Origin of the sequence: Pseudomonas edaphica, assembly GCF_005863185.1 — a bacterium.
In the GTDB taxonomy this organism is placed as follows: Bacteria; Pseudomonadota; Gammaproteobacteria; order Pseudomonadales; family Pseudomonadaceae; genus Aquipseudomonas; species Aquipseudomonas edaphica.
Genome location: NZ_VBVZ01000140.1, coordinates 1 through 12399, shown reverse-complemented (window position 1 = coordinate 12399; position 12399 = coordinate 1). Strand labels below are relative to the sequence as shown.

10 protein-coding genes are annotated in these 12399 nt (G+C 61.4%); 2 read left to right on the top strand and 8 right to left on the bottom strand.

What is annotated here, in order from left to right:
- From FEM54_RS11705 to FEM54_RS11675, 7 genes are all read right to left on the bottom strand, one after another.
- Window positions 1–981: Gfo/Idh/MocA family protein (locus FEM54_RS11705; RefSeq protein WP_138450976.1), on the bottom strand; the 981-nt coding region annotated here is incomplete at its 3' end.
- A 169-nt stretch (window positions 982–1150) separates the two neighbouring features.
- The gene (gene iolG, locus FEM54_RS11700; RefSeq protein WP_056859439.1) at window positions 1151–2161 is read right to left on the bottom strand and encodes a bifunctional inositol 2-dehydrogenase/D-chiro-inositol 1-dehydrogenase; all 1011 of its coding nucleotides are present in this window, start codon (window positions 2159–2161) and stop codon (window positions 1151–1153) included.
- 18 nt (window positions 2162–2179) lie between these two features.
- Complete coding sequence (gene iolD / locus FEM54_RS11695; RefSeq protein ID WP_138450975.1) at window positions 2180–4111, bottom strand: 3D-(3,5/4)-trihydroxycyclohexane-1,2-dione acylhydrolase (decyclizing); 1932 nt, start codon at window positions 4109–4111, stop codon at window positions 2180–2182.
- A 164-nt stretch (window positions 4112–4275) separates the two neighbouring features.
- Entirely contained in the window at window positions 4276–5097 is an 822-nt protein-coding gene (locus FEM54_RS11690; RefSeq protein WP_138450970.1) for a TIM barrel protein, read from the bottom strand.
- 26 nt (window positions 5098–5123) lie between these two features.
- The gene (iolB, locus tag FEM54_RS11685) at window positions 5124–5912 is read right to left on the bottom strand and encodes a 5-deoxy-glucuronate isomerase (RefSeq protein WP_099550127.1); all 789 of its coding nucleotides are present in this window, start codon (window positions 5910–5912) and stop codon (window positions 5124–5126) included.
- Window positions 5912–6802 (bottom strand): myo-inosose-2 dehydratase, encoded by an 891-nt coding sequence (gene iolE / locus FEM54_RS11680; protein ID WP_099550128.1) that lies wholly within the window; start codon window positions 6800–6802, stop codon window positions 5912–5914. The genes iolB and iolE overlap by 1 nt, the downstream gene beginning before the upstream one ends.
- 176 nt (window positions 6803–6978) lie before the next feature.
- Window positions 6979–8916, bottom strand: a complete 1938-nt coding sequence (locus FEM54_RS11675; RefSeq protein WP_017136419.1) for a bifunctional 5-dehydro-2-deoxygluconokinase/5-dehydro-2-deoxyphosphogluconate aldolase — start codon at window positions 8914–8916, stop codon at window positions 6979–6981.
- On the opposite strand from FEM54_RS11675, the gene FEM54_RS11670 reads away from it, so the two are divergent.
- The gene (locus FEM54_RS11670; protein ID WP_138450968.1) at window positions 8915–9118 is read left to right on the top strand and encodes a hypothetical protein; all 204 of its coding nucleotides are present in this window, start codon (window positions 8915–8917) and stop codon (window positions 9116–9118) included. The genes FEM54_RS11675 and FEM54_RS11670 overlap by 2 nt on opposite strands.
- Window positions 9119–9200: 82 nt before the next feature.
- Window positions 9201–10109 (top strand): MurR/RpiR family transcriptional regulator, encoded by a 909-nt coding sequence (locus FEM54_RS11665; RefSeq protein WP_017136418.1) that lies wholly within the window; start codon window positions 9201–9203, stop codon window positions 10107–10109.
- A gap of 194 nt (window positions 10110–10303) precedes the next feature.
- On the opposite strand, the gene FEM54_RS11660 is transcribed toward FEM54_RS11665, so the two are convergent.
- Window positions 10304–12399, bottom strand: a 2096-nt coding sequence (locus FEM54_RS11660) for an efflux RND transporter permease subunit (RefSeq protein ID WP_138450966.1), incomplete at its 5' end; no start/stop codon positions are given.

Sequence of the window (12399 nt, the reverse complement as noted above, 5' to 3'; positions counted from 1 at the left end):
TGCGGCGTCCAATATACGGGTGGTTTCCAGCGCGTCATAGGCGCTTACCGGCAATGGCCCCTGCCCTTGCACGGCCAGCTGCAACTGGCGATAGAACTGCGTCCAGCAGCCCTTCTCGGACGGCACTCGTTCGCGTTCCTCGCCTTGCTCAAACCAACCCCAGCGTCGATGCTCCTCGGCGCCCCAGTGCTCGCCTTCGGTTTTTGGCGACTTGCCGGCCATCAGCGCGTCTTCCTGGCCGTCCAGCCCATCGACGGTGTAACAACCCAGGGTGCCACTGACCCGAAAACGCGGTGCCTGGCTGTTTTGCAGGGCGCTGCCCCACAGGTGCGAAATCACGCCATTGGTGTGGGTCAGGGAGACGAAAAAACCGTGATCAAGGGTGGGGTGTTGCGGCGTGAACTGCAATTGCGCAAACACCCGGTCCACTGGGCCGAACAATTGCAGCGCCTGGTCCACTAGATGGCTGCCCAGGTCACGCAGCCAGCCGCCGCCACTGGCATTGCCCACCGCTTGCGGGCTGTAGCGTTCGACGCGGGATTCAAAACGTGTGATCTCACCCAAGGCACCGGCGTCGATCAGTTTGCGCAGGGTCAGGTAATCCGAATCCCAGCGCCGGTTCTGGTAGACGCTGAGCAGCGAGCCCTGGCGCTCGGCGGCGGTGATCAGCGCCTGGGCCTGTTCGGCGTTGCTGGCGAAGGGTTTGTCGCTGACCACCGCCACGCCGTGCTCGATGGCTTCCAGCACCAGCGCCGGGCGGCCTTTGAGGGTGGTGGAGATCACCAGCGCGTCGACACCGGCCTCGACGATCTGGCCGATGCTGTCAAAAGCCTTTACGCCCGGAAGGTCAGTACTCAATTGCTGGCGGCGCTCCGCTGAACGGGTCACCACACCAACAAAAGTCGCACCGGGCAAGGTTGCAATCAGCGGCGCATGAAAGAAGCGCCCTCCGTGGCCGTAGCCGACTAGTCCGATTCGCATAAGTTGTTTCCTTGTTGAATTGCAAACCCAATCAAGTGTGGGAGCTGGCTTGCCTGCGATAGCGTCGTGTCAGTTGATGAAGCTGTCACTGATAGACCGCTATCGCAGCGGTGCGACGATTCGACAAGCCAGCTCCCACACTGACTGCATTCCACCTGGCAGATTGTGATTAGCCGTAAAAGTGCGGACGCTCCGGCAAGCTCACCTTCACGATCTGCTCACTGTTCTGCGCCTCGATGCATGCATCCGCCGCCACCGCCGCTGCAAAACCGTCCCAGGCCGAAGGCCCGCCGACTTGGCCCGCACGCACACTGTCGATAAACGCCTGCAATTCCACGTCGTAAGCCCCGATAAAGCGGTCCTTCCAGTCCATCAAAATGGCATTCGACAACTTCGCGCCACTGCGCATTTGCACCTGCGAAGGCTCCGGCAGTTTGGCGATGCCGGTCTCCCCCACCACTTCACACTGGATGTCGTAGCCGTACTGGCAGTTCACGAACACTTCCACGTCGATGCGCGTGCCCTTGGCGGTTTCCAACAGCACGATCTGCGGGTCGCGCAGGTGGGCCAGGGCTTTGCTCGACTTGCGCGGGAACACCACCTGCACCGACACATAGTCATCGTTGAGCAACCAACGCAGCACATCCAGCTCGTGGATCAAGGTGTCAGTGATCGCCATATCCGTCTTGTAGTTCTCGCCCACTGTCGGGTTGCGGTGCGCGCAATGCAGCATCAGTGGCTCGCCGATCTGGCCGCTGTCGATCACGGCCTTGAGGGCGCGATAACCTTCGTCATACGGGCGCATAAAGCCCACTTGCACCAGGCGCTTGCCGTAGGCCAGTTCGGCGTCGACGATCTTGCGGCAGCCTTGCGCCGTCACCGCCAACGGTTTTTCGCAGAACACCGGCTTGCCGGCGGCGATGGCGGCCAGCACGAACTCTTCGTGGCTCGGCCCCCAGGACGTGACGAGAATGGCTTCAACCTGCGGCGAGTTGATCAGCGCATGGCCATCGGCGTAGACCTCGGCGGCAAGCTTCAAATCAGCGACGACCTTGGCGGCTTGCTCAAGGTTAATGTCGGTTACCGCCACCACCTGGCTATTGAGCAAGGTCTGGCTGCAACGACGGATATGGTCACGGCCGATAGCGCCGGTGCCAATCACTCCAAGCTTTAACGACATACACAACTCCTCTTGTTATTAGTACTGCCGGGCCTTGGCCAGCTGTTCGTTGAGTTTTTTCGCGGCGGCATTCGTGCGTTCACTGGTGGACACTTGCGCCACGCCCACCCGCCACCACGACAGGTAGCCGTGGACCATGGTTTTGGGCAGTACCTTGATATCAATCAGCGTGGACACCGTTTGCGTGCGCGCATCGGCCAGCGCCGCCTGAAGCTGTTCCACGCTGCTGACCTTGTAGGTCTTGCAGCCATAGGCCGCCGCGCTCATGGCGAAATCCACCGGCACCAGGCCGCCGTCGAGCTTGCCGCTTTCGGGGTTACGAAAGCGGAACTCGGTGCCGAAGCTGTCCATGCCGTTGCCGATTTGCAGGTTGTTGATGCAGCCGAAGGCCATGTTGTCGAGCAACACCACGTTGATCTTGCGCCGCTCCTGGATCGAGGTGGCCAGCTCCGAGTGCAGCATCATGTAAGAGCCATCGCCGACCAGCGCATACACCTCCTTGCTCGGCTCGGCCAGCTTCACACCGAGGGCGGCGTTGATCTCGTAGCCCATGCATGAATAGCCGTATTCGACGTGGTAGGTGTTGACGCCCTTGCTGCGCCAGGCGCGTTGCAAGTCGCCGGGCAGGCTGCCGGCGGCGGCGACGATGATCGCATCGTCTGCCAGGGTGTCGTTCAACACGCCGAGTACACGGCTCTGGGTCAGGCACGACCCGGTCAGCTCGATAAATTCGCGCAATACGGCGCGGTCCAGGTGGTCATCCACCTCCGGCACAAAATCGTCGCCGTGGTATTGCACCTGGTGCACGCGATCCACTTCCGCGTCCAACTGCGCCTTGGCATCGCGGACCTGCTCGCCCCAACCGGCGCGGTAGTCGCCCAAGGCGTCAGCCAACGCCTCAAGGGCCACTTGCGCATCGGCCAGCACTTGCACGCCGTCAAGCTTCAACGCGTCGCACGGGCTGATATTGAGGTTGAGAAACTTCACCTCGGCATGCTTGAACAGCGACTTGGACGAGGTGGTGAAATCGGTATAACGCGTGCCGATGCCGATGATCAGGTCCGCCTCGGGCGCCAACAGGTTCGCCGCCAGACAGCCGGTTTCACCGATGCCACCCAGGTTCAGCGGGTGGCTGGACACCACCGCACTCTTGCCCGCCTGGGTTTCAGCGAAGGGAATCTCAAAACGCTCGGCGAACGCTTGCAGGGCCGCATTCGCGCCGGAATACTTCACACCGCCGCCACAGATGATCAACGGCTTGCGCTTGCCCCGGAAGGCTGCCAGCGCATCGCCGATCATTGCCGCAGTGGCCGGACGCCGCTCAATACGGTGCACGCGTTTTTGCAGGAAATAATCCGGGTAGTCCCAGGCTTCGGCCTGCACATCCTGCGGCAGCGCCAGGGTTACGGCGCCGGTTTCCGCAGGGTCTGTGAGCACGCGCATGGCATGGATCGCCGCCGTCATCAGTTGCTCAGGGCGGTTGATACGGTCCCAGTATTTGCTTACCGAGCGAAACGCATCGTTGGTGCTGATACTCAGGTCATGGAATTGCTCGATCTGCTGCAATACCGGGTCCGGCTGGCGGCTGGCGTACACATCACCGGGCAACAGCAGCAGCGGGATCCGGTTGGCCGTGGCGGTCGCCGCCGCGGTGAGCATATTCGCCGCGCCGGGGCCTACCGAGGCGGTGCATGCGTAGATCTTGCGACGCAAATGCTGCTTGGCGAAACCGATGGCGGCATGGGCCATGCCCTGCTCGTTACGACCCTGATGCACCACCAGGTCGCCGCTGTCCTGCTCCAGCGCCTGGCCCAGGCCCAGCACATTACCGTGGCCGAAAATCGTGAACACACCGGCGACAAACTTGCTCTGCACGCCGTCGACTTCGATGTATTGGTTATCCAGGAACTTCACCAGGGCCTGGGCCATGGTCAGTCTTGTTGTGGTCATCACTTGCACCTTGTGTGAATGCAATTGGGTTGATTAACACTGCTTCAATGTGGGAGCTGGCTTGCCTGCGATAGCAATGTGTCAGGCAATGTACCTTTCACTGATAGACCGCCATCGCAGCGGTGCGACGATTCGACAAGCCAGCTCCCACAGGTTAACCGGCGTCAGGTTCGGGGGTTTTGCAGGTGGGCGATACTGGCCCCAATGGCCTGCTGGATATCCGCCAACCCATGCACGCTTTCGGCAAACGGCTCAAACGACAGGTAACCGCCGTACCCGCTGCTGAGCAAGGTGTCGATCTGCGCGGCGTTGCCGAGGATGTCACCCTCGCCCACCAGCACGCGGTGGCCGTCACGAATCGAATTGAGCGGCGCTTCGGCGTCTTCTACCCCGGAGATATGCACCAGGCCGGTCAGTTGCGGGAAGAACTCCTGCTCGCTCGCCAGGTGGTGGTGGAAGGTGTCATGCACCAGGCGGAACACATCCAGGCCGCCGATGGATTGGATTGCGTCCACCGCCACGCGCTTGCGACGCAGGGCACATTCCTCGAAACCCAGCGGCTCGATAAACCCGAGGATGCCGTACTCGCGCAGGATCGGCGCCAGCTCGCTCAGCGCCGTGCGCAAACCGGCGGCACGCTGGGCCTCGTTGCGGGTGTCGCCACGTTCATTGAGCGGGCACATCACCAGGCCCTGTGCGCCGCATTCACGGGCGTAGGTGGCGAGCTTGATGGCCTGGGTGCGACGCTCGTCATTCCACACATCAAACGGGTACAGCGCATTGATCGACAGCACCGTGATGCCCTGCACTGCGCACAACTCTCGCACGCGGCTGGCCGGGGTGCCGTATTCGATTTCATGGCCTTTAAGGTCGTTGCGAATCTCGATGGCATCGCACTTGAGGGCCGCGGCCAGCTGGATAAAGTCCGGCAGGGACAGGTTGGGGGCGACCATGCGGTTAAGGGCAAAACGTAGCGGCGACTTCATTGTTGTTGTTCTCCGTCCAAAACCGTTTAAAGGTCCAGCAGCCAGCTGTGCTGCGGGTCGTTATGGAAATGCCAGGCGCGTTTTGGCCCGGCCATCACGTTGAGGTAATACGATTCGTAGCCATACGGCACGCTGACCGGGTGATACCCCTTGGGCACCACCACCAGGTCGCTGTTCTCCACGGCCATGGCCTGGTCGATGCTGCGATCGTCGGTGTACACGCGCTGGAACACAAAGCCTTGCGGCGGGTTGATCTGGTGGTAATAGGTTTCTTCCAGAAAGCTCTGGTGCGGCAGGTCGTCGGTGTCGTGCTTGTGCGGCGGGTAGCTCGACGAGTGCCCGGACGGCGTGCGTACTTCCACCACCAGCAGCGAATGGGCCGGCTCGCTGTCAGGCAGGATGTCGCACACGTAGCGGGTGTTGGCGCCTTTGCCGCGCACGCTGCGCTTGCACTGCTCGGGGCGAATCAGGCGCGGTTCAAAGCCAGGCGCGCCGGGCGCGGCACAGACGGCAATCTGCACGTCGCTCAAGGCGGTAATCTGCGCATCGGTGCCGGGCGGCAGGTACGCGGCGAAGGGGGATTTGTCTTCGAACACCGACTGGCGGTCGCCAAGGTTCTGCCAATTGAAGCCTTCGCCTTCTATATTGACGCGCCCGCTGAGCAGCACCAGGCACAGCTCTTTATCGCCGGCGCTGACCGGCAGGGTTTCGCCCAGGCTCAAGCGATACGCGGCAAAACCCACGTACTCCAGGCGCCCGTCTTCGAGGGCCACCATGGTTTGCCCGCGTTTGCTGCTTTTGACCAACAAGCTCATCACTTAGTCCTCTCGTTGAGCAGCGCACGCAAGGTGTCGTAGCCTTTTTTGGCATAGATATAGCTAGGCGCCACGGCCGGATCCTGCTCGGCTTCGACCACCAGCCAGCCCTTGTAGTGGGCAGCCAGCAGCACATCGAGCAACTCGGCAAAATCGATGTCGCCATCGCCGGGCACGGTGAACGTGCCGTTGACGATGCAGTCAGGGAAGCTCCACATCTGGTTGCGCGCCAGTTGCACCACCGGCTTGCGCACGTCCTTGAAATGCACGTGGCAGACGCGGTCGATGTGTTTGCGCAGGACCTCGAGGGGTTCGCCGCCACCCATGTAGCAATGGCCCGAATCGAACAGCAGGCCGACTTCCGGGCCTGTTCGTTTCATCAGCTGGTCAATGTCTTCAGGGGATTCGACGTAGGCGCCCATATGGTGGTGATACGCCAGGCGCACGCCTTGGGACAGGGTGAAACGCGCCAGCTCAGTGAGCTTGTCGGCGTATTCCTGCCAGGCGTGCTCGCTGTGAAAACGCGGGCGTTCGATCAGGCGCACCTTCGAGCCCTGGATCGAGTCAGCGACTTCGCCGTATACCAGCACGTCAGCGCCATTGAGTTTGAGCAGCTCGACATGGCCGGCGATGGCTTCGATTTCTTCGGCCACCGAACGGCGCGCCAGGCGGCTGGAGTACCAGCCGGAGACCAGCGCCAGGTCATAAGGACGCAGCACATCACCAACGCCTTTGGCGTCCTTGGGGAACTTGCCGTTGAGTTCGAAACCTTCGTAGCCGATCTCCTTGCCTTCGCTGAGCGCGGTGCTCAGCGGCGTTTCACCGCCGAGGGCCGGCAGGTCGTCGTTGCTCCAGGAGATCGGGTTGATGCCAATTCGGATTGCGGGCATGGCTGCACCTTTTATTTTTTTTCAGATAGCACTGAGATCTGCTTTATGTGGGAGCTGGCTTGTGTGGGAGCTGGCTTGCCTGCGATAGCATCACCTCGGTTTCATTGCTAGACCGAGGCGATACCATCGCGGGCAAGCCCGGCTCCCACACAAGCGGCTCCCACATTTGACTGTGTTTAATTTCTGGAACTGCGCCAGGCATTGATGAGCTGTTCGAACGTGCCCTGCACTTGCTCAATCAACCCTTCATCATCAATCTCCCCCGCCATCCACGCACGGCTTGGCTCCTGGAAGATCGTACGGCCCACCGCGAACCCACGGCAGGTGGTGCTTTGGCTGGCTTGCTGAAAGCCATCGGCCAGAAACTGCGCCGAAGCATTCAGGCCCAGCAGCACCACACCACGGCAGTACGGGTCACGCTCGTGGATCAGTTCGTCGAGCTTTTTCCAGTCTTCAGCCGACTGCGCCTCGATCTTCCACCACGCAGGATATATGCCCAGGTTGTACAGGCGCTTGAGGCTGCGATAGAGCACATCGGGATAGGTCGACGGGTGATCCTTGGGCGGCACGACTTCCAGCAGCAGTTCATGGCCGCTGACCAGGGACGCCTCGTACACCGCCTTGAGTTGCGCCTCCTGCTCCAGGCGCAGCATCGGCTCGTCGTCCGGGTGGAACTGCACCAGGCACTTGATGATTTGCTCCTGGGGCCAGGCAATCAGGTTGCTGCCCACCGAGCGGCCGTGTTCAAACGCCAATGGCCGCGAGTTCTGCACCTCCACCGGGCGGGCGATCCACCAGCCACGGCCGCTGGCGGCATTCAGCGCATCCTGGCCGAAGCGCTGGTCGGCCAGCAGGCCCACATCGGCGTCGATGCCCTGCTGCGCCAGCTTGGTTTCCACACGTTCGATGGCCTGGATAAACAGCTGCTTGATGTCACTGATACGGCTCAGGTCCTGGCCGCCTTTTTGCGCCAGGTCCACCAGTTGCCAGCGGTGGTCGAAGGCAAACACAAACAACTGCTTCCAGGTTTTGCGCGGCACCGTGACGCGGTGCAGGCGTTGCAGGGTTACGTCCTGGTCCGGCCGGGTGATGGGCACCGGGCTGTTGAACAGGTAATCCAGTTCGGCGGGCGTGGGCATGGCCGGCGCGCAAGCGTGGCGGGACACGACCAGGCCGCCGCAGGCGTTGGCCAACTGGCTGCAACGCTCATCGCTGGCGTCATTGAGCCAGCCGCTGAGGAAGCCGGACATGAAGGCGTCACCGGCACCCAGTACATTGAGCACTTCAACCCGCACGCCGGGGTAAATCGCGCCGTCTTCCAGGCGCGCCGGGACGGCGCCGTGAATCACCGTGCAACCTTGCGGGCCGAGCTTGACCACCAGGGTCGCCGGGGTTAGTTCACGCACGGTGCGCAGCGCGGTCAGCAGGTCTTCACTGCCACCGGCGATCAAGAACTCTTCTTCCGTGCCGACGATCAGGTCGAAACGCGGCAGGATGCTCTGCACATGCTGGCTGACGTTCTGGTCGGCGACAAACCGCGTTTCGCCATCCGCCTTGCCCGCCAGGCCCCACAGCACCGGGCGATAGTCGATATCCAGCACACGCTTGACGTTGTGCTTGGCGGCGTAATCCAGCGCCTGGATGCTGGCCTTGTACACACCATCGGTGGAGAAATGTGTGCCGGTGATCAGCAAGGCTTTGCTGGAGGCGATAAAGGCTTCGCTGATGTCTTCGGCGCGCAGTGCCATGTCGGCGCAGTTTTCGCGGTAGAACACCAGCGGGAAGGTTTCGCGGTCTTTAAGCCCCAGCAATACCAGGGCCGTGAGGCGCTCCGGGTCGACCTTGATACCGCTCACATCACAGCCTTCACGGGCCAGGGATTCGAGCAGGAAACGGCCCATATGGTCATCGCCCACCCGGCTCAACATCGCCGACTTGAGGCCCAGCCGCGCCGTGCCGAAGGCGATGTTGGCGGAGGAACCGCCGAGGTACTTGGCAAAGCTGGACACGTCCTCAAGCCGCGCACCGACTTGCTGTGCATAGAGGTCGACGCCCAGGCGCCCGAGGCAAATCAGATCCAATTGACGCCCACTGGCAAAACGAGTCTGGCCCATGCTGGCTCCTGTTATTTTTATCAGCCTGCGTGGTGCCGCCGTGGTGACGGCACACGCTCTTGGTGCAAGCAGACTAGAACGTCCAGCGGCGGCAATCAATATTTATTCCATAATTATTTTTAGTGGAATATTTTTTCCAATAAGCCAGCATAATGGCATGCCAGCAGCCGTGCATCGTTTCAGCAGCCCACGGACGCCGTGATGCCGAGGTATTTTTTTGCGCCTACCCTGTAGACTTGCGTCACCCATCAGCGCATCAGACGAACACGCCAGAAGGATTGCCCATGTCCCGCACCGATCCCGAGACCACCCTGGAAGATACGATCGCCAGCCCTCCGATCAATGCCGAACGCCTGTTGCAGCTGATCACGGACGAATACGAAAGCCTGCCGCGCCAGCTCAAACGCATTGCCAGCTACATGAGCCAGCAGAGCGACCGCATCATGGTCGACCGCATCAGCGACATCGCCCGCGAATGCGAAGTGCACCCTTCGGCCATCGTGCGGTTTTCCCAGCGCTTCGGTTTCAGTGGGTTCAGCGAGATGCAGGCGCTGTTTCGCGAGGCCTACACCCACAAAACCACGCCGGTGCAGAACTACCAGCAGCGCATCCGCAGCATGATCGCCAACAAGTCGCAGAAGGCCAGCGGCGGCGACCTGGCGCGTGAGTGCGTGAATGCCACCCTCTCCGGCATCGAGCGCCTGGGGCTGGAACTGGATGATGTGGCGTTTGAGAAGGCGGTGGACCTGGTGGTCAACGCCGACAATATCTACGTGGTCGGCGTGCGCCGCTCGTTTGCCGTGGCCGATTACCTGGTCTACAACCTGCAGCACACCAACAAGCGCATCCACCTGATCTCGGGCCTGGGCGGCAGTTATCGCGAACAGATGCGCAGCGTGCGGGCCAACGACCTGGTGATTGCGATCAGCTTTACGCCCTACGGCAAAGAGACCCAGCATTGCCTGCGCATCGCCCAGCATCATCAGGCCAAGACCTTGATCATCACCGACAGCAACCTGTCGCCCCTGGCCAAACGGGCGAACGCGGTGTTGTTGGTGAATGAGGGTTCGTCGTTTGCCTTCCGCTCCTTGAGCGCCACGTTGTGCCTGTGCCAGGCGTTGTTTATTGCCGTGGCGTATCGGTTGGAATTGAAGGTGGATGAGATTCATGAACAGGTCGGGTTTGACGACTGACGTGCCGATACTGAACGTTCGTTCCCACGCTCCGCGTGGAAATGCCTCCTGTGACGCTCCGCGTCACGACTCTTCAAAGCAGACGCGGAGCGTCCAGGGCTGCATTCCCACGCAGAGCGTGGGAACGATCACACTCGGTGTGTCTGATACATCGAGGTGATGCTATCGCAGGCAAGCCAGCTCCCACATTTTGTTCAGCGCTTGGCTTTTGGGCGGCGCATCAGTTGGTAGGCTGCCGGAATCACAAACAGCGACAGCAACGGCGCCGTCAACATCCCACCAATCATCGGCGCAGCAATGCGGCTCATGACTTCGCTGCCAGTCCCACCTCCAAGCAGAATCGGCAACAACCCGGCGATGATAACGGCCACGGTCATCGCCTTGGGCCTCACCCGCAACACCGCCCCCTCAGTAATGGCCGCCAGCAAATCACCATCCTTACGCTCAGCCCAGGCGTTTTTCAGGTACAACAGCATGATCACCCCAAACTCAGCCGACACCCCCGCCAGCGCAATAAACCCCACGCCCGTGGCCACCGACAAATTGAAGCCCAGCCAGTAGAGCAACCACACACCGCCAGTCAGTGCGAACGGTAAGGTGCCCAGAATCAGCACCGCCTCATCCACGCGGCGAAAGGTCAGGTACAGCAGCACAAAGATGATCAGCAAGGTAGCCGGCACCACCAGCTTCAGGCGCTCATTGGCCCGCTCCAGAAACTCGAACTGCCCCGAATAACTGAGGCTCATGCCCGGCTGCAAGTGCACCTGCTGCTCAATCGCCTCACGCAAGTCCTTCACCACTGAAGCCAGGTCACGGTCACGCACGTCGATATACACCCAGCCGGAAGGCCGTGCGTTTTCGCTTTTGAGCATCGGCGGGCCGTCACTGATCTTGAGCCTGGCCACCGTGCCGAGGGTGATCTGGCTGCCCTGCGGCGTGTAGATCGGCAGGCTGCCCAGCGCCTGCAGCGAGTCGCGCCACGCCTTGGGGTAACGCAGGCTGATGGGGAACCGCGCCAGGCCTTCGACCGTTTCGCCAATGGTTTCACCGCCAATCGCGCCCGCCACAATCGACTGCACATCGGCGATATTCAGCCCATATTGCGCAGCGGCCGAACGGTCGATATCCACGTCGATATAGCGCCCGCCGGTCAACCGCTCAGCCAGTGCCGAACTCACACCGGGCACGGTCCTGGCAACCTTCTCCACAGCCTGGGTCACCGCGTCGATCTGCATCAGGCTGGCGCCCGCGACCTTCACACCAATCGGGCTTTTGACGCCGGTGGCGAGCATGTCGATGCGGTTGCGGATCGGCGGGATCCAGATATTGGTCAGGCCCGGCACCTGCACCACACGGTCCAGCTCCTTCACCAGTTTTTCCGGGGTCATGCCGGGGCGCCATTGGTCCTTGGGCTTGAACTCAATCGTGGTTTCAAACATCTCCAGCGGTGCCGGGTCGGTGGCGGTTTCGGCGCGACCGGCCTTGCCGAACACGTGCGCCACTTCCGGTACGGTCTTGATCAGCCGGTCAGTACGTTGCAGCAACTCACCGGCGGTTTGCGTCGACAGCCCCGGCAGCGCCGACGGCATGTAGAGCAAGTCGCCCTCGTCCAGCGGCGGCAGGAACTCACCACCAAGTTTCGTCACCGGCCACAGCGCGCTCGCCACCATCAGCAGCGCCACCAGCAAGGTCAGGCGCGGCCAGCGCAGTACCGCATCGAGGGCCGGCTGGTAGAGTTTGATCAAGCCACGATTGAGCGGGTTGCGCTGCTCATCGGGAATGCGCCCGCGAATCCAGTAGCCCATCAACACCGGGACCAAGGTCACCGACAACCCGGCCGCTGCCGCCATGGCGTAGGTCTTGGTGTAAGCCAACGGGCCGAACAGCCGGCCTTCCTGGGCTTGCAACGTGAACACCGGAATAAACGACAACGTGATGATCAGCAGGCAGAAAAACAGCGCAGGCCCTACTTCCACCGCCGCGTCGGTCATGACCCTCCAGTGGTCCTCACCTTTCAGTTCCCGGCCAGGATTGGCGTGGTGCCAGGCCTCGATTTTCTTGTGGGCGTTTTCAATCATCACCACCGCCGCATCCACCATTGCGCCGATGGCAATCGCGATGCCGCCGAGCGACATGATGTTGGCGTTGATGCCCTGAAAGCGCATGACGATAAAGGCGATCAATACGCCCACCGGCAGCGAAATAATCGCCACCAGGGATGAACGCAGGTGCCAGAGAAAAATCCCGCACACCAGCGCCACCACCAAAAACTCCTCCAACAGCTTGTGGC

What these genes read in the sequence shown, in the direction of transcription:
- FEM54_RS11670 (WP_138450968.1), top strand. Translation starts at nt 8,915, where the DNA reads ATGCTGGCTCCTGTTATTTTTATCAGCCTGCGTGGTGCCGCCGTGGTG.
- FEM54_RS11665 (WP_017136418.1), top strand. Translation starts at nt 9,201, where the DNA reads ATGTCCCGCACCGATCCCGAGACCACCCTGGAAGATACGATCGCCAGC.
- FEM54_RS11675 (WP_017136419.1), bottom strand. Translation starts at nt 8,916, where the DNA reads ATGGGCCAGACTCGTTTTGCCAGTGGGCGTCAATTGGATCTGATTTGC.
- iolD (WP_138450975.1), bottom strand. Translation starts at nt 4,111, where the DNA reads ATGACCACAACAAGACTGACCATGGCCCAGGCCCTGGTGAAGTTCCTG.
- iolE (WP_099550128.1), bottom strand. Translation starts at nt 6,802, where the DNA reads ATGCCCGCAATCCGAATTGGCATCAACCCGATCTCCTGGAGCAACGAC.
- iolB (WP_099550127.1), bottom strand. Translation starts at nt 5,912, where the DNA reads ATGAGCTTGTTGGTCAAAAGCAGCAAACGCGGGCAAACCATGGTGGCC.
- FEM54_RS11690 (WP_138450970.1), bottom strand. Translation starts at nt 5,097, where the DNA reads ATGAAGTCGCCGCTACGTTTTGCCCTTAACCGCATGGTCGCCCCCAAC.
- iolG (WP_056859439.1), bottom strand. Translation starts at nt 2,161, where the DNA reads ATGTCGTTAAAGCTTGGAGTGATTGGCACCGGCGCTATCGGCCGTGAC.